Below are 16,057 nucleotides of genomic sequence, written 5' to 3'. Positions count from 1 at the left end.
TGCCCTGCGGGGGAGTTGTCGCAGGTTGTCGCAGGTCAAGGGGAGGAGATCGTACGGTGCCGGCGTGATGGTCCGGTGAGGGTACGGAGGTGGTCCGGCGGTGGGCGTGCGTCAGGGATGTGCAAGGTCGTCGCTTTTCGTGCCGAAAAGACGTTACCGGGCGGTATGTTGAACATTTTTCACCTCCCCACCTGCTATTACCTCGGGTAACCTGACTCTGGAGTAAGCAAGCCGCCGCCTGGGGAGACTGGACATGGCCGACCGCTATCTGCGCTTCGCCGGCACCGCGCCCGGCCGCTTCCTGACCCGCCGGCTCGGGCTGCCGCAACCGGCGCCCCTGCACCGCTGGTCGCCCGGACGCCCCGCGCTCACCGGCGGGCTCCTGGCCCTCACCGCCGGCAAGTCGGACCTCGACCTCTCCCCCGTCCTCGCCCGCACGGGCCTGACCGAGAGTGCCGACGCACCGGCCGCGGTCGTCCTGGACGCCACCGGGGTGCGGGACGTCGAAACGCTCGCCGAGGTGCACGCGGCGCTGCACCCGGTCGTGCGGTCGGTCGCGAGCAGCGGCCGGATCGTCGTCCTGGGCGCGCCGCTCGACCCCACGGACCACCACCAGGCCGCCGCCCAGCAGGCCTTGGAGGGCTTCGTCCGCTCCCTCGGCAAGGAGATCGGCCACGGACGGACGGTGAACCTGATCCGCCTGACAGCCGCCCCCGCAGCGGAATCAACCCTCCACTTCCTGCTCTCACCCAGGTCGGCGTACGTGAGCGGGCAGGTGATCGTGGTGGGGGCGGGGGGCGCGGTCGGTCCGGGGGGCGAGCAGACGGCGACCGCCGCGCAGGGCGACCAAGCGGTGGCAGGGAGCCGGAGTGATCGGGCAACGGTCGAGAACCCGGTGGCCCCGGCGGGCGGAAACCCGGCGGGCCAGGCAGCGAGCGGAAGCGGGGCCGGCCAGGCAGGAGGCGGAAGCGCGACCGGCCAGACGACCCACGCCAACACCACCGGCCAGGAACCGGGCGGAAGCCCGACCAGCCAGGCAACGGGCGAAAGCCCGACCGGCCAGGCACCAGACGGAGGCGTGACCGACCGGACAACGGGCGGAAGCCCGGCCAGCCAGGCAGCCGTCGGAGACCCGGCCGAGCAGACGACACACGGGAGCGCCACCGACCAGGCAACGGGCGGCAGCCCGTCTCGCCCAGCAGCCGCCACAGACCCGCACGGTCGGGCGCGGGCCGTGGTCTCGGGCGGGGTGTCGGTGGGGGAAGTCGTCGTGGACCGGGACCAGCCCCTCGCCGGGCGTATCGCGCTTGTCACCGGTGCCGCGCGGGGGATCGGGGAGGCGGTTGCTGAGGTGTTGGCCAGGGACGGGGCCCATGTCGTCGTACTCGATGTGCCGCAGGCCGAAGAGGATGCGCGGCGGGTGGCCGAGCGGCTCGGTGGGCGGGCGCTCGCGCTCGACATCACCGCGCCCGACGCGGGGGCGCGGATCGCCGACGCCCTGCCCGACGGGCTGGACGTGCTCGTGCACAATGCCGGGATCACCCGGGACCGGCGGCTGGTCAACATGCCTGCCGAGCGGTGGAGTTCGGTGCTCGACGTGAACCTCGCGAGCGTGCTGCGCACGACGGACGCCCTGCTCGACGCCGGGACGCTCCGGCGCGGCGGGCGGATCGTCGCCACCGCCTCGATCGCCGGGCTCGCGGGCAACGCGGGGCAGACGAACTACGGCGCGAGCAAGGCGGGCGTCGTCGGACTGGTCCGCTCGCTCGCGCCCCGCGCCCTCGCCGAGCACGGGGTGACCGTGAACGCGGTGGCGCCCGGGTTCATCGAGACGACGATGACGGCCGCGATCCCCCTGTTCATCCGGGAGGCGGGGCGGCGGATGAACTCCCTCGCACAGGGCGGACTTCCGGCCGACGTCGCCGAGACCACCGCCTGGCTCGCGCATCCGGCGTCCGGCGCCGTCAACGGCCAGATCGTCCGCGTATGCGGGCAGAGCCTGCTGGGGGCGTGATGTCCCTCGTCCTCACCGGCTCCCCCTCCCTCCCGCCCCTGCTCGCCCGGGGCGCCCTCCTGTCCCCCTTCAAACGGCCGAGCCCCGACGCGGAGTTCCCCCGTACCCGCCTCGTCCTGCCCGGCCTGCGCGTGGACCTCGCGCGGCTGGCCGCGTACGAGCGGGTCTGTGGCTTCGCCACCGGCGACGACGCCCTGCCCCTGACCTATCCGCACGTTCTGGGCTTCCCGCTGGCCATGCGCCTGATGAGCGACCGCTGCTTCCCGCTGCCGCTGCTCGGCCTCGTCCACACCTCCGTCGACATCACCCGGCGCCGGTCGCTCCCGGCCACCGGCACGTACGAACTCGCCGTCTACGTCGGCGGTCTGGAGCCGCACCGGCGCGGCACCGAGGCCTCGGTGATCACCGAGGTGCGGGACGGCGGGGAGGGCGGGGACGTCGTGTGGGAGTCGCGCAGCACGTATCTCGCACGCCACCGCACGCACGCCGAGCCGTCCGCCGAACGGGCCGAGCGGGCACCGCTTCCCGTGCTCGCCGAGTGGCGGCTGGCCGGGGACGTCGGGCGGCGGTACGGGGCCGCGTCCGGCGACCGCAACCCCATCCACCTCCATCCCCTCACCGCCCGCCTCTTCGGCTTCCCGCGCGCCATCGCGCACGGCATGTGGACCGTGGCCCGCTGCCTCGCCGCCCACGGGGCGCCGGACCCGGTGCGGGTGCGGGCGGAGTTCCGCGCCCCGGTGCTGCTGCCGGGGACCGTGACGTACGGGGCGGAGGGGGGCCGGTTCGAGCTGCGCGGAAGCGGTGATCGTCTGCATGTGAGCGGACGGGTGGACCCGCTGCCGTAGCGTCTCCCCGCTCCCCGCTCCTCGCGGCCGACGACACGGCCTCCGCGGCGCCCCTGCCCCTCCCGTGACGGGCCGGTTCAGCCGCGGCTGACGCTGACCCCGCCGATCAGGCCCCACGCGTCGATGCGGACCGTCGGGCCGCCCGGCTCGGTGGGGCCGTCGTCCTTCACCCCGCCGAGGCGGATGCCGTGGACCTCGACGCGGACGTCGGGGCGGACCTTGAGGCTGACGCCGCCGATCAGGCTCAGCTTGGTGACGCGGAGCTCGGCGCCGTCGGGGATGTCGATGTCGGTGAGGTCGATGTCCGCGCCGCCGATGAGGGAGGCGGTGAGGGTGCGCTCGTGCAGGGTCTCGCCCTTGAGGCGGTGGCCGCCGATGAGGCTCACCTTGATGTCGGTCTTCTGCGGGTCCTCGCCACTGGTCTTCGTCATGGGCATGAAAGTACGGGCGGACGGATTCGTTCCCCCAGTGTCCGTCGTCCGCCGATCGGGATGACAGTTGTCACCCTCCATGAACAACAGGCGAACACCTGCCGTCCATTCACTTGGAGCGGTTTCGAACATCCGCTTCCGGTAAGGCGAGTTGACCAAATTCTCACAGTCGGCACCCACATACGCAGGAAACCACACAGGGAAGACTCACCCGGCGCTCAGGAGCCGTTCCTAGCCTCCGGGCATGTCCCACAGACGTATCGCCGTAGTCGCGGACTCCGACACCCGCTGGAAATGGGGCGCCTCGGTGGCCCGGCAACTCGCCCCGGAGCACGCGCTGGACGCCGTGTTCCTGCGGGGCCGCTCCACACCCACCGAGCGTCAGCTCGCCGAGGTCGGCATCGAGCCCGACACGCGCCGCGAGGTGACGGTCGCCGAGCTCGCCGGCGACGGGGAACTGGCCGCCGCCGACGTGGTCGTCCTGGCCGTCTCCGGCGGCACGGTCCTCGCCCTCACGCACACCCTCGGGCGGGCCTGGGAGGGGCGCGAGCGGCGACCGGTCACGGTGAGCGGATACGTCGGCGTCGTCTACGAGAAGATGGTCGACGGGCTGCTGACCCGCGCCGGCACGGACCTCGTCCTCGCCAACTCGGCCCACGACGCGGCCCGTTTCGCCCGCGCCTTCGCCTCGGTCGGCGTGGACCCGGACTCGGTGGTGGAGTGCGCCCTGCCCTTCCTGACCGGGCAGCCCCACCGTCCGTCCCCCGAGCGGCCGTTCACCCTCACCTTCGCCGTGCAGCCCTCGGTGCCGAAGGAACGGAGCGCCCGGCTGCACCTCCTGGAGCGGGCCGCCGGACACGCCCGCCGCCATCCCGACCGCGAGGTGCTGGTCAAGCTGCGCAGTCTGCCGGGCGAGCAGACCACGCACGTCGAGGCGGACCCGTACCAGCTCCTCGTCGAGCGGCTGTCCGAGCCCGCCCCGGCCAACCTCCGGCTGGTCTACGGCAACATGGCCGAGGTCCTCGACCGCACCGACCTGCTGGTCACCGTCAGCTCCACGGCCGCCCTGGAGTCCATGCACCGCGGCATCCCGACGGCCATCCTGACCGACCTCGGCGTCCGCGAGGCGCACGGCAACCACTACTTCCTGCACTCCGGCTGCCTGGCCTCCTGGGACGACCTCGACGCGGGCGCGCTGCCGATGCCACGTGCCGAGTGGGCGGCGGCGCAGGGCATCGGCCGGACCGACCCGTACGCGGCGGCCCGCGCCCGCCTCGCCGACCTGCGCGCCCTGCGTCACCTGCCGCCCCTGCGCCCGTACTACACCCCGAGCTCCGCCGGCCCCTACCTCCTGCCGATCCTGGCCCGCCACGGACTCGACGAAGAGGGCCACCCCCTGCCGACAGCCGCTCGGGCCTCCTCCGGCGGGGTACGGGGCGCGGTCCGCACAGCGGCCCGCCGCGGCGCGAAGAGGCTGTACCGGGTGGGCCACCAGAGGGTGGCACCGGCACTGCGCCGCTGGGGGTCGGCGTGAGGGGGCGTGGCGCTTCGGCGGGTGCCGTCACACAGGTGGCCGTCGGTGTGGCGGGTGGGACCGGGATCGCGGTGGCCGACTCCGTCCGCGGGCTGCTGGAGGTCTTGGAGTGGGGTGAGCGGGACGGGTCGGGGTGCGAGGTCGCCGTGGTGCTTCCGCGCCATGCCCGGACTCGGGAGCAGGTGTGGTGCACGGCACGGCTGGCCCGGCGCGAGGGGGTGCCGGTCGGGTTGTACGGGTCGACGCTCGCGCTCGCTCCTCGGCTGGCCGGTGCTGGGCGGGTCGTCGTGGGGGCGTCCTGTTCGCGGGCGCTGCGGCTGCTGGTGGCGACGGTCGGGGCGCGGGACGTCGTCGAGGCGCGCGGGCCCGGGCACGGCTGGGTGCGGCGCCGGTTCGGGCCGCCCGAGGTGCTGTCCGGGACCGATCTGGTCGGCGCGCCGGGGGTTCCCGTCGACGAGGTCGCCGCGCTCGCCCACCGGCTCAACGCCGAGCGCTACTTCGCCCACCCGCGCGAGAGCGGCCGGCGGCTGCGCCGGCTGGCAGCACGGGCCGGGATGGACGTCGTACGGCCCGAAGCGGCCCTGGAGACCGAGCTGTTGCTCGGCCCGGTCGCGTCCCGTCTCGTCACCCTGCGCGCCGAGCCCGCCCTGGCGTCGCTGCTCGCGGGAACGGGCGTGGACGTCGGGGACGCGGCCGCGTCACAGGACGGGCTGCTCCGCCTCCTGCGGGGGTGACCAGGGCCGTCCCTCCATCAGGTTGCCGAGCCCGGCCCAGGCGAAGTTCATCAGGGTGGCCGCGGCCTGCCGCGCGGTGACGCCGGGGGTCGCGTTGGCCCAGGCCGCGAGGGACTCGGCGGCACCGACCAGCGCCTCGGCGAGCCCCGCGACCTCGCTCTCGGCCAGATCGGGATCCCGGTGCGCCTCCCGCGCGGCCACCACGATCAACTGCGTCACGAAGGCGACGAGTTCCTCGCGCATCGCCGCCACCTCGGCCGCGAACGGCTCGCCGTGGGTACGGGCCTGCAGATGCAGCACGGCCCAGCCGTCCGGGTTCTGCGCGGTGTGCGTGAAGAACGCCCGCAGCCCTTCCCACAGTTGCCGGTCGGCGGGCAGCTCCCGCCGCACTCCGGACCGCACCGCCTCCGTCAGCGCCTTCGCCTCACGCCGGATGCATGCGGTGAACAGGTCTTCCTTCGAGTTGAGGTACAGGTAGACCAACGGCTTGGACACGCCCGCCAGTTCGGCGATCTCGTCCATCGACGCGGCCATGTACCCACGCTGCCCGAAGGTGCGCACGGCGGCGTCCAGCATCTGCTGCTCCCGCACCGCCCGCGGCATCCGCTTGGTCTTCACGGCACCCATGCCGCACAGAGTAGTTGGGACCAAGCGTGTGCAAACCCCGCGTGACGGGCTTACGACGTCTGGGGTGCCTGGCCCTGGGTGCGGGCCGCGTCGTCCGCGTCGTCCTCCTGGGCCGCGTTCGCCTCGAAGTTCGCCTTCATCCGGTCGACCCGCTCGACGACCTTGATCGAGGCCCGGTCCCGCTCCTTGCGCAGGACGACGAAGCTGATGGGGGCCGAGATCAGCAGGGCGAGCAGGACCATCCAGATGCCGTTGGAGGCGCCGAAGCCGCGCGGGACGACGCCGGTGTAGACGAGACCCCAGACGACCACGAAGCAGCCCGCGAAGATCCCGAGGCGCATCAGCGTGTAGCGGAGCATCTCAATCCACTCTTCCGTCAACGGTACGAACATTGCCAAAGGGCACCGTCCAGTGAAGCACGTCAGGTACCCGATCTTGCAGGCGGGGGCTCAGCGCAGCGGCAGCAGCATGATCACGTCGTCGCGGTCGTCGCCCGGTGCCACCCGGATCGCGCCGGGGACGCGGCCGACCTCCTTGTAGCCGCAGGAGCCGTAGAACCGCTCCAGCCCGAGACCGCCCCGGCAGGTGAGCCGGATCGCCTCGATGCCGTCGAATCCGCACGCCGCGTCCTGGGCGGCGGCCAGCAGGTCGCGGCCGTACCCCTTGCCCTGGTGGCGGGGGCGGACCATCACCGTGTAGAGCCACAGCCAGTGGGTCATGAGCCGGTGCGTGTTGAGGGCGAGGAAGGCGGTGGCGGCGACCCGTCCGTCCTCGTCGTGCCCGACCAGGAGCCGGGTGCGGCCCTCCGCCATCGCGACCATGTGCCGGACCAGCTCCGGCCGGATCGTCTCCGCCGTCACCGGCGGCACGAAACCGACGGAGCCGCCGGCGTTGGACACGTCCGTCCACAGGTCGAGGATGCCGTCGCGGAGGGCGGGGGTGACGGCAGGGTCGAGAGTGAAGGTAAGGGACACGCGGGTATCCTAGCCCTTACGTCAGGACGCGCGCCGCGACTTTCAGATCCGCTACGAGACCTTGGTACGCCGACTCCCGATCGTCCGCGCGCAGCACGGACGACGGATGAACGGTGGGCACCAAGCGCTCCCGCCGCCCGTGAATCTCCTCCTCCAGCACCGTCCCGCGCACCTGCGTGACCCGGAACGACGACCCCAGCAGCGCCTTGCCCGCGGTGGCCCCGAGCACCACGATCAGCTCCGGCTCCACGACGGCCAGCTCGGCGGCCAGCCAGGGCCCGCACGCGGTCATCTCGCGCAGCGTGGGCGCCTTGTGAATGCGCCGCTTACGGGGCTCGGCCCGGGTGAACTTGAAGTGCTTGACCGCGTTGGTGACGTAGGCGTCCCCCGGGTCGATACCGGCGTCCACGAGGGCCCGGTCCAGAAGCTTCCCGGCGGGCCCGACAAACGGCTTCCCCTGCCGGTCCTCCTGATCCCCGGGCTGCTCCCCGACCAGCATCACGCGCGCGTGAGCGTCACCTTCACCGAACACCGTCTGAGTGGCGTCCCGATGCAACGGACAGCCCCGGCAGTCGGCGGCGGCTTTGCGCAGTGCCCCCAGGTCGCGCCGCTCCGGGAGAAAGGGCTCCGCTGTGTAGGCGTCTTCGGACGACATGCGCTGCGAGTACCCACCCCAGGGGCGCGTGACCGCATCGATGTGCGGCTGCGCCGCGGGGCGCGACCAGCCCCCGCTCACTCGCACCCGCCCCCCGACGGGGCTCAGACCCGCATCGGCTGCGGCTCTTCCCTTCGTGCCGGGTCCGGGCCCTCGTACTCTCGGATGATCTCGTAGCGGGTGTTGCGCTCCACCGGGCGGAAGCCGGCGTCGCGGATCAGGTCCAGGAGGTCCTCGCGGGTCAGCTTGTTCGGGGTGCCGAAGTTGTCCGCGTCGTGGGTGATCTTGTACTCGACGACCGAGCCGTCCATGTCGTCGGCGCCGTGCTGGAGCGCCAGTTGCGCGGTCTGGACGCCGTGCATGACCCAGAAGACCTTGACGTGCGGGACGTTGTCGAAGAGCAGGCGGGAGACCGCGAAGGTCTTCAGTGCCTCCGCGCCCGTCGCCATCTGGGTGCGCGCCTGGAGCCGGTTGCGGACCTTGCCGTCCTTCATGTCCACGAAGTCGTGCTGGTAGCGCAGCGGGATGAAGACCTGGAAGCCGCCGGTCTCGTCCTGCAGCTCACGCAGGCGCAGGACGTGGTCGACGCGGTGACGCGGCTCCTCGATGTGGCCGTACAGCATGGTGCACGGGGTCTTCAGACCCTTCTCGTGCGCCAGCCGGTGGATGCGGGACCAGTCCTCCCAGTGGGTGCGGTGGTCCACGATGTGCTGCCGGACCTCCCAGTCGAAGATCTCGGCGCCACCACCGGTGAGGGACTCCAGGCCCGCGTCGATCAGCTCGTCGAGGATCTCCGAAGCCGACAGCCCACTGATCGTCTCGAAGTGGTGGATCTCCGTCGCCGTGAACGCCTTCAGGGAGACGTTCGGCAGGGCCTGCTTCAGCTCCCTGAGCGAACGCGGGTAGTAGCGCCACGGCAGGTTCGGGTGCAGCCCGTTGACGATGTGGAGCTCGGTGAGGTTGTCGCTCTCCATCGCCTTCGCGAGCTTCACCGCCTCCTCGATGCGCATCGTGTACGCGTCCTTCTCACCCGGCTTGCGCTGGAAGGAGCAGTAGGCGCAGGACGCCGTGCACACGTTGGTCATGTTGAGGTGCCGGTTGACGTTGAAGTGGACCACGTCACCGTTCTTGCGGGTGCGCACCTCGTGGGCGAGGCCGCCGAGCCAGGCCAGGTCGTCCGACTCGTACAGCGCGATGCCGTCCTCGCGGGACAGCCGCTCACCGGAGCGGACCTTCTCCTCCAGCTCGCGCTTGAGCCCGACGTCCATGCCACGACCTTTCCTCTACGACAACTCGACCCAACCGTACGCCCACGGGCTCACACCTGTTCGGGCAGCTCACCCACCCGGTTCTCCCACTTCGTGGAGAGCACGATCGTGGTACGGGTCCGGGACACGCCCTTCGTCCCGCTGAGCCGCCGGATGATCTTCTCCAGGCCGTCCACGTCGCTCGCCCGCACCTTGAGCATGAACGAGTCGTCGCCGGCGATGAACCAGCAGTCCTCGATCTCGCCGAGCTCCTTCATCCGCTGGGCCACGTCCTCGTGGTCGGCCGCGTCGGAGAGGGAGATCCCGATCAGCGCGGTGACGCCGAGGCCGAGCGAGGCGGCGTCGACGGTGGCGCGGTAGCCGGTGATGACACCGGCCGCCTCCAGCCGGTTGATGCGGTCGGTGACGCTGGGCCCCGACAGACCGACGAGGCGCCCCAGCTCCGCGTACGAGGCCCGGCCGTTCTCCCTCAGGGCCTGGATGAGCTGCCTGTCCACCGCGTCCATGCGATCGATGCCTTCCGCTGAAGAGTTGCCGAGTGATGAGAGGTAGTGCGAGGTGCCCACAGGTGCCGGCGCCCTAGTCCGCGCTGTGGCCGCCACCCAGTTCGCCCTTCCAGCGCCGGTACAGGCCGTGCCCGACGCCCGCCGCGTCCAGCACCCGCCCGGCGACGAAGTCCACCAGGTCCTGGATGTGCGTGGCGCCCGCGTAGAAGGCGGGCGAGGCGGGGACCACGGTGGCGCCCGCGTCGTCGAGGGCGACGAGGTGGCGCAGCGTCTGGCCGTTCAAGGGGGTCTCCCGTACGGCCACGACGAGCGGCCGGCGTTCCTTCAGTGTGACGCTCGCGGCGCGCTGGAGCAGATCCTTGGACAGCCCGAGCGCGACACCGGCCACGCACGCCGTGGAGGCCGGCACGATGAGCATGCCCTTGACCGGGTACGACCCCGAGGACGGGCCCGCGGCGAGGTCCCCGGCGGGCCAGTACCGCACGGCGTCGACGTCCACGGTGTAGGTCCCGGGCTTTCCGTCGGCACCCCGCGTCAGCCATTCCCGCAGGTCGTCACGCCAGTGTGCGTCCCGGAACGAGATCCCCGTCTCGTCCAGGAGGGTGAGCCGGGAGGCCCGGCTGACGACCAGGTCCACGCTCTCGCCGGCGTCGAGCAGCGCACGCAGCACCGACGCGGCATATGGCGTGCCGGAAGCGCCGGACACCCCTACGATCCAAGGTGTACGCGGCGTCTCTCCTGGCTTGACTGGGTGCACGACACCGAGCCTATCCGGCGCCGCGGGGTGGGAACCGGTCGAGGGGGCTCGGCCGTTGTTCTTAAGGACCCTCCAGGGGTCGGGCGGATCGTTGGGGGACGGCATGTCGGGTACGGAGCTCGAGTGGTCGCGGAGTGAGCGGGCGAAGGCCGCGGCCAAGCTGATGGTGGGCTGGGTCGCCCTGCTGTGGCTGCTGGAAGTGGTCGACGTGGTCAGCGGCCACGCGCTCGACGGTTTCGGCATCATGCCGCGCCGGGTCTCCGAGCTGGTGGACATCGTCCCGGCCGCGTTCATCCACTTCGGCTTCGCCCATGTGGCCGCCAACAGCGTGCCGCTGCTGGTCATGGGCTTCCTCGCGGCGCTGGGCGGACTGCGCCGGTTCGCCGCCCTCTGCCTCGTCATCATCGTCGCCGACGGACTGGGCGTGTGGCTGACAGCCCCGGACCACACCAACACCGCGGGCGCGTCCGGCCTGATCTTCGGCCTGTTCGGCTTCCTGCTGGTCAACGGCTTCGTCGAGCGCCGCCCGCTGGGCGTCCTGGTGGGCCTGCTGATCGGCGCCGTCTGGGGCACGTCGATCCTCCTGGGCCTGTCCCCCCTGCAGACGGGCGTCAGCTGGCAGGCCCACCTGATAGGCCTGGCGACGGGAGTCGGAACGGCGTTCTGGTTCCGGCGCCGCCCCGCCTCGCCTCCCGCACTCACACGGTGAGACCCCGCACCAGCAGATCCAGCAGCGCGCACACGAACAGGGCGATGCCGATGAAGCCGTTGACGCTGAAGAACGCGCGGTTGAGGCGGGACAGGTCGTGGGGTCGCACGATCGAGTGCTCGTAGACGAAGGCGCCCGCGACGATCATCAGACCGACCCAGAAGAACCCTCCCGCGTCGGTGGCGACGGCGTACCAGACGAGGAGGGACATGGTCAGCAAGTGACAGACCCGCGCGCCCCAGATGGCCGCCGGGATGCCGAAGCGGGCCGGGACCGACATGACGCCGATCTCGCGGTCGGTCTCGACGTCCTGGCAGGCGTAGATCAAGTCGAACCCGCCGATCCAGATGCCCACGGCGAGGCCGAGGATCACCGCGTGCCAGTTCCACTCACCGCTGACGGCGAGCCAGCCGCCGATCGGGCCCATCGCCTGGGCGAGCCCCAGGATGGCCTGCGGGAAGTTCGTGAACCGCTTGCCGTAGGGGTAGACGACCATCGGGATGACCGCCACCGGCGCCAGGGCCAGGCAGAGCGGATTGAGCAGCGCCGCCGAGCCCAGGAAGACGACGACCGCGATGAGGGCACCGGTCCAGGCGTGCTTCACCGACATCGCGCCGGTGACCAGCTCGCGGTGGGCCGTGCGCGGGTTCCGCGCGTCGATCTCCCGGTCGATGATCCGGTTCACGGCCATGGCGAACGTCCGCAGACCCACCATGCAGACGGTGACCAGGAGCAGCCGCCCCCAGTGGATGTTCTTGTCCCACTCGTACATCGCGGTGAGCGCGGCGATGTACGCGAAGGGCAGGGCGAACACCGAGTGCTCGATCATCACCAGACGCAGAAACGCCTTGGTGCGTCCTGGCTGCGGGATCGCGGCGGAGGCACTGCTCATGAAAGGCCGTACTCCTTCCAGCGGCGGTCGACCTTCGCCGCCGTATCCGGGTCGGACAGGACCATGTCGGGCCAGCCGCCGTCGCGGGTGTAGCCCTCCTCGGGCCACTTCTTCGTCGCGTCGATCCCCGCCTTGCCACCCCAGAACTGCTGGTAGGAGGCGTGGTCGAGATGGTCGACGGGGCCTTCGACGACGCTGAGGTCGCGGGCGTAGTCGGTGTTGCCGAGCGCCCGCCACGCGACCTCGTGCAGGTCGTGGACGTCGCAGTCGGAGTCCACGACCACGATCAGCTTCGTCAGGGACATCATGTGTGCCCCCCAGATCGCGTGCATGACCTTCTGGGCGTGCTTCGGGTACTTCTTGTCGATCGAGACGATCGCGCAGTTGTGGAAGCCGCCCGCCTCGGGCAGGTGGTAGTCCACGATGTCCGGGACGATGATCTTCAGCAGGGGGAGGAAGAACCGTTCGGTCGCACGGCCGAGGGGTCCGTCCTCCGTCGGGGGTCGGCCTACGACGATCGACTGCAGCAGCGGCCGCTTCCGCATCGTCACGCAGTCGATCTTCAGCGCGGGGAAGGGCTCCTGCGGGGTGTAGAAGCCGGTGTGGTCGCCGAAGGGGCCCTCGGGGAGCATCTCGCCGGGCTCCAGCCAGCCCTCGATCACGACCTCCGCCTGCGCCGGCACCTGCAGCGGCACCGTCTTGCAGTCCACCATCTCGATCCGCTTGCCGGCGATGAACCCGGCGAACAGGTACTCGTCGATGTCACCGGGCAGGGGCGCGGTGGAGGCGTACGTCACCGCGGGCGGGCAGCCGAAGGCGATCGCGACCGGCAGCCGCTCACCGCGCCGCGCCGCGACCTGGTAGTGGTTGCGGCTGTCCTTGTGGATCTGCCAGTGCATGCCGATGGTGCGCTTGTCGTGCCGCTGGAGCCGGTACAGGCCGAGGTTGCGGATCCCGGTCTCCGGGTCCTTGGTGTGGGTGAGGCCCAGGTTGAAGAAGGAACCGCCGTCCTTGGGCCAGGTGAACAGCGCGGGCAGCCGGTCGAGATCGACGTCGTCCCCGGTGAGGACGACTTCCTGCACCGGCGCGTTGTCGGACTTCACCTTCTTCGGCGGTACGTGCGTCATCGCGCCGAGCTTGCCGAAGGCCTCGCGCACCCCGACGAACCCGTGCGGCAGTTCGGGCCGCAGCAGACCGCCGATCTTCTCGCTGATCTCGCCGTACGACTTCAGACCCAGGGCCTTCAACAGCCGCCGGTCGGTGCCGAAGACGTTCATCGCGAGGGGCATGGCGGAGCCCTTCACGTTCTCGAAGAGCAGCGCGGGGCCGCCTGCCTTCTGCACCCGGTCGACGATCTCCCCGACCTCCAGATAGGGGTCGACCTCGACCTTGACGCGCTTGAGGTCGCCCTCGCGTTCCAGGGCCCTGAGCAGGGAGCGAAGATCGTCGTAAGCCATGGGTCCCAGTATCGGCCACCCGCTACCCTGACCCCGTCACCGGGGCCGACTCACCACCGCTGGGAGAGCACGCGAGCATGCTGAGGTATCTGCCGTTCCTTCTGGTGCTGGCCCTGTGGATCTACGCCTTCGTGGACTGTCTGAACACTCCCGAGGAGGAGGTGCGCGGACTGCCCAAGGTGGCCTGGGTGATCGTCATCCTGCTGTTCGGGGAGGTGCTGGTCGGGCCGGTGGCCTGGCTGATCGCCGGAAAGTCCCGGTCGGCCGCGACCGGGTCCGCGAGGCCCGCCGCGCCGGGGCGCTGGATCGCGCCGGACGACAACCCCGACTTCCTGAAGTCCCTGGACGACACCAAGGGCGACAAGGACACGGACAAGAACACGGAGTGAGCCGCCGCGGCGCCGGGACCGCCCTCACGGCGGGGACCGCACTCACGGTGGCGGGCCGTACAAGGTGTACGTCGCCGCAGCCCCCGAAGCGGACAGTGCGCCCCTGGGCCCGGACCGGTCGCAACCGGACACTTGGCTCGTATGACGACTGCTCCCGCCGACTCCGCCGGCACCCTCGCCCCCGCCTACGGTGACAAGGTCATCGCCGTCGAAACGGCGGGCTCCGAGCCCATCCCCGACGCCGAGCGGCACGGCAGCCCGCTCCAGCTGCTGTGGACGTGGGCCTCACCGAACATCGAGTTCGCGACCGTCTACATCGGTGTGATCGCGGTCCTCTTCTTCGGGCTGAGCTTCTGGCAGGCCACGGCCGCCATCGTGCTCGGCACCGCGGTCGGCGCGATCACCCAGGGCGTGCTGTCGCTGGACGGGCCCCGGTTCGGGGTGCCGCAGATGGTGATCGGCCGCCTCTCCTTCGGCTACTTCGGCAACATCCTGCCCTCGGCGGCCAACGGCCTGGTCGCCGGTGTCGGCTGGTTCGCGGTGAACAGCGTGAGCGCGGCCTTCGCACTGAACACGCTGACGGGTCTGCGCCCGCTGCCGTCCCTGTTCCTCGTGGTCGTGGCCGAGATCCTCATCGGCTTCATCGGCCACAACTTCGTCCACAGCTTCGAGAAGTACGCCTTCCCCGCGCTCGCGGTGATCTTCCTGCTGGCCGGCGTGTGGACCTTCAAGGACGCCCACCTGGGCGGGGGCGGCACCGGCGGCGGGATCGGCGGTTTCCTGCTCGCGTTCAGCGCGGCCTGGGGCTACGCGGCGGGCTGGAACCCGTACGCCACGGACTACTCCCGCTATCTGCCCCGTACCGCGAACAAGCTGAAGACGGTCCTCTACCCGGCCGTCGGTCTGTTCGTGTCCGTCGCCGTGGTCGCGGTCATCGGCGCGGCGTCGGCGACAATCGTGTCCCCGAAGGACGCCACCCCGACGGCCGCCTTCACCGGCCATCTTCCGGGCTGGCTGGGCGACCTGGTGCTCATCGCGATCATCCTCGGCGGCATCTCGGCGAACGCCCTCAATGTGTACTCCGGGGCGATCTCCATCGCGTCCTTCGGCCTGAACCTCCCCACCTGGCTCAGCCGCGGGGTGCTGGTCGTGGTGTCGGGCGTGGCCGGTACGGCGGCGGCGTGGGCGTCACTGGACGACGCGGGGGCGGCGTACGAGGCGTTCCTGCTGGTGATCGCGTACTGGGTGGCGCCGTGGCTCGGGGTCGTCCTGACCGAGCGCTGGCTGCAGTCCCGCACGGCGACGGACGAGGCCCTGACGGCCCGCCTGAGGGACCGCTCCTTCACCAACTGGCCCGGCCTGGCGGCCCTCTTGATCGGCGTCGCGGTCTCGGTCCCCCTCTTCTCCAACCAGGAGGACTACGTCGGCTACGTCCCCGACCACTGGCCGTCCTTCGGCGACATCACCCCGGTCGTCGGCTTCGCGGTGAGCGCGGCGCTGTACGCGGTGCTGCGGAGCCGGGGAGGACGCACGAGCGCGGCGGCCTGAGCGGGCCGACGGGGCAGGGCCTCCACACGTTGATATACTGGCATCACCCTGTATATCAACGTGTGCTCGGGAGGCCGTGTGTCCAGGACCCTGGTCGACATCGACGACGACATGCTGGCGTTCGCCCAGCAGCAGCTCGGCACCAAGACGAAGCGGGACACCATCAACCGCGCCCTGACCATAGCGGCCGCGATCAGCGCGGACGACCGGGCACGGGCACTGCGCTGGCTGCAGGACAACTCGGAGGACTACCTCGACTTCGAGGCCCTCGAGGCGCTGGAGGGCTCAGGGCAGTGACGTATCTGGCCGACACCTCGGCGGTCTGGCGGCTTCTGCGCGGGCACATCACATCCCCGTGGCCCGAACACGTCGCTCGGGGACTCGTGGCCGTCTGCCCGCCCGTCGAGGCCGAATTGATGCGCGGAGTACGCGCGGACCGTGACCACGAGCCCTTCTTCACCATGCTCGGACAGACCTTCGGCTGGGTACCCGCGCCCGACGACGTCTGGCCGAGGATCATCGCCGTCCAGCGAGAACTGCTGAAGATCGGCCATCACCGGGGCCCGTCACCCATCGACATCCTGATCGCTCTGACCGCGGAACACCACCGACTGACCGTCCTCCACGTCGACGACGACTTCGGCGCCATCGCCAAGGTGCGACCGGGCATCCCGATGATCCGCCTGCAGCCGGACATCCGATGAGACCCACCCTCCG

At 71.1% G+C, this 16,057-nt stretch carries 19 protein-coding genes; 9 read left to right on the top strand and 10 right to left on the bottom strand.

Translation table 11 applies throughout. The features are described from left to right. Nucleotides 1-253: 253 nt before the first annotated feature. Both ACWCQ1_RS23295 and ACWCQ1_RS23290 read left to right on the top strand, forming a co-directional pair. A complete protein-coding gene (locus ACWCQ1_RS23295; RefSeq protein ID WP_358593049.1) occupies nucleotides 254-2,014 on the top strand; it encodes a 3-oxoacyl-ACP reductase in 1,761 nt (586 codons plus the stop codon). Continuing rightward, nucleotides 1,987-2,859, top strand: a complete 873-nt coding sequence (locus ACWCQ1_RS23290) for a MaoC family dehydratase (RefSeq protein ID WP_451027272.1) — start codon at nucleotides 1,987-1,989, stop codon at nucleotides 2,857-2,859. Before ACWCQ1_RS23295 ends, ACWCQ1_RS23290 begins: the two co-directional genes overlap by 28 nt. Nucleotides 2,860-2,936: 77 nt before the next feature. Here ACWCQ1_RS23290 and ACWCQ1_RS23285 read toward each other — a convergent pair whose 3' ends face one another. Beyond that, a complete protein-coding gene (locus ACWCQ1_RS23285) occupies nucleotides 2,937-3,290 on the bottom strand; it encodes a hypothetical protein (protein ID WP_451027271.1) in 354 nt (117 codons plus the stop codon). Nucleotides 3,291-3,534: 244 nt separating this feature from the next. On the opposite strand from ACWCQ1_RS23285, the gene ACWCQ1_RS23280 reads away from it, so the two are divergent. Both ACWCQ1_RS23280 and ACWCQ1_RS23275 read left to right on the top strand, forming a co-directional pair. Next, entirely contained in the window at nucleotides 3,535-4,824 is a 1,290-nt protein-coding gene (locus ACWCQ1_RS23280; RefSeq protein WP_451027270.1) for a DUF6716 putative glycosyltransferase, read from the top strand. 47 nt (nucleotides 4,825-4,871) lie between these two features. Further along, entirely contained in the window at nucleotides 4,872-5,558 is a 687-nt protein-coding gene (locus ACWCQ1_RS23275; protein WP_451027269.1) for a hypothetical protein, read from the top strand. Here ACWCQ1_RS23275 and ACWCQ1_RS23270 read toward each other — a convergent pair. From ACWCQ1_RS23270 to ACWCQ1_RS23240, 7 genes are all read right to left on the bottom strand, one after another. Then, nucleotides 5,523-6,185 (bottom strand): TetR/AcrR family transcriptional regulator, encoded by a 663-nt coding sequence (locus ACWCQ1_RS23270; RefSeq protein ID WP_451027268.1) that lies wholly within the window; start codon nucleotides 6,183-6,185, stop codon nucleotides 5,523-5,525. The genes ACWCQ1_RS23275 and ACWCQ1_RS23270 overlap by 36 nt on opposite strands. A gap of 50 nt (nucleotides 6,186-6,235) precedes the next feature. Beyond that, nucleotides 6,236-6,544 carry a DUF4229 domain-containing protein gene (locus ACWCQ1_RS23265; RefSeq protein WP_133043439.1) on the bottom strand — a complete coding sequence of 103 codons (309 nt, stop codon included), beginning with the start codon at nucleotides 6,542-6,544 and terminating at the stop codon, nucleotides 6,236-6,238. A 90-nt stretch (nucleotides 6,545-6,634) separates the two neighbouring features. Beyond that, nucleotides 6,635-7,159: an N-acetyltransferase family protein gene (locus ACWCQ1_RS23260; protein WP_451027267.1), complete on the bottom strand. Its 525-nt coding sequence runs from the start codon at nucleotides 7,157-7,159 to the stop codon at nucleotides 6,635-6,637. A gap of 16 nt (nucleotides 7,160-7,175) precedes the next feature. Further along, a complete protein-coding gene (locus ACWCQ1_RS23255; protein ID WP_133043441.1) occupies nucleotides 7,176-7,814 on the bottom strand; it encodes a UdgX family uracil-DNA binding protein in 639 nt (212 codons plus the stop codon). Between the two features lie 104 nt (nucleotides 7,815-7,918). Then, nucleotides 7,919-9,082, bottom strand: a complete 1,164-nt coding sequence (mqnE, locus tag ACWCQ1_RS23250) for an aminofutalosine synthase MqnE (RefSeq protein WP_133043442.1) — start codon at nucleotides 9,080-9,082, stop codon at nucleotides 7,919-7,921. 50 nt (nucleotides 9,083-9,132) lie between these two features. After that, entirely contained in the window at nucleotides 9,133-9,588 is a 456-nt protein-coding gene (locus tag ACWCQ1_RS23245) for an Lrp/AsnC family transcriptional regulator (protein ID WP_133043443.1), read from the bottom strand. Between the two features lie 73 nt (nucleotides 9,589-9,661). Then, nucleotides 9,662-10,345 carry a UbiX family flavin prenyltransferase gene (locus tag ACWCQ1_RS23240; protein WP_133043444.1) on the bottom strand — a complete coding sequence of 228 codons (684 nt, stop codon included), beginning with the start codon at nucleotides 10,343-10,345 and terminating at the stop codon, nucleotides 9,662-9,664. A 103-nt stretch (nucleotides 10,346-10,448) separates the two neighbouring features. Here ACWCQ1_RS23240 and ACWCQ1_RS23235 point away from each other — a divergent pair, with 103 nt between their 5' ends. Beyond that, a complete protein-coding gene (locus ACWCQ1_RS23235) occupies nucleotides 10,449-11,054 on the top strand; it encodes a rhomboid family intramembrane serine protease (RefSeq protein ID WP_451027266.1) in 606 nt (201 codons plus the stop codon). Here ACWCQ1_RS23235 and mqnP read toward each other — a convergent pair. After that, complete coding sequence (gene mqnP, locus ACWCQ1_RS23230; RefSeq protein ID WP_358593035.1) at nucleotides 11,044-11,946, bottom strand: menaquinone biosynthesis prenyltransferase MqnP; 903 nt, start codon at nucleotides 11,944-11,946, stop codon at nucleotides 11,044-11,046. The genes ACWCQ1_RS23235 and mqnP overlap by 11 nt on opposite strands. Beyond that, nucleotides 11,943-13,403, bottom strand: a complete 1,461-nt coding sequence (locus ACWCQ1_RS23225) for a menaquinone biosynthesis decarboxylase (RefSeq protein ID WP_133043447.1) — start codon at nucleotides 13,401-13,403, stop codon at nucleotides 11,943-11,945. The genes mqnP and ACWCQ1_RS23225 overlap by 4 nt, the downstream gene beginning before the upstream one ends. Nucleotides 13,404-13,480: 77 nt before the next feature. On the opposite strand from ACWCQ1_RS23225, the gene ACWCQ1_RS23220 reads away from it, so the two are divergent. The 4 genes from ACWCQ1_RS23220 to ACWCQ1_RS23205 all read left to right on the top strand — a co-directional run bounded on the left by ACWCQ1_RS23220 (nucleotide 13,481) and on the right by ACWCQ1_RS23205 (nucleotide 16,044). Next, complete coding sequence (locus ACWCQ1_RS23220) at nucleotides 13,481-13,792, top strand: PLD nuclease N-terminal domain-containing protein (protein ID WP_133043448.1); 312 nt, start codon at nucleotides 13,481-13,483, stop codon at nucleotides 13,790-13,792. Nucleotides 13,793-13,933: 141 nt separating this feature from the next. After that, nucleotides 13,934-15,340, top strand: a complete 1,407-nt coding sequence (locus ACWCQ1_RS23215) for a purine-cytosine permease family protein (protein WP_133043449.1) — start codon at nucleotides 13,934-13,936, stop codon at nucleotides 15,338-15,340. Nucleotides 15,341-15,418: 78 nt separating this feature from the next. Then, a complete protein-coding gene (locus tag ACWCQ1_RS23210) occupies nucleotides 15,419-15,637 on the top strand; it encodes a type II toxin-antitoxin system VapB family antitoxin (protein ID WP_133043450.1) in 219 nt (72 codons plus the stop codon). After that, nucleotides 15,634-16,044 (top strand): PIN domain nuclease, encoded by a 411-nt coding sequence (locus ACWCQ1_RS23205; RefSeq protein WP_133043451.1) that lies wholly within the window; start codon nucleotides 15,634-15,636, stop codon nucleotides 16,042-16,044. The genes ACWCQ1_RS23210 and ACWCQ1_RS23205 overlap by 4 nt, the downstream gene beginning before the upstream one ends. Nucleotides 16,045-16,057 lie beyond the last annotated feature (13 nt).

Source organism: Streptomyces sp. NPDC002144, from assembly GCF_053593695.1.
This window is presented reverse-complemented; position numbering and strand designations above follow the sequence as displayed.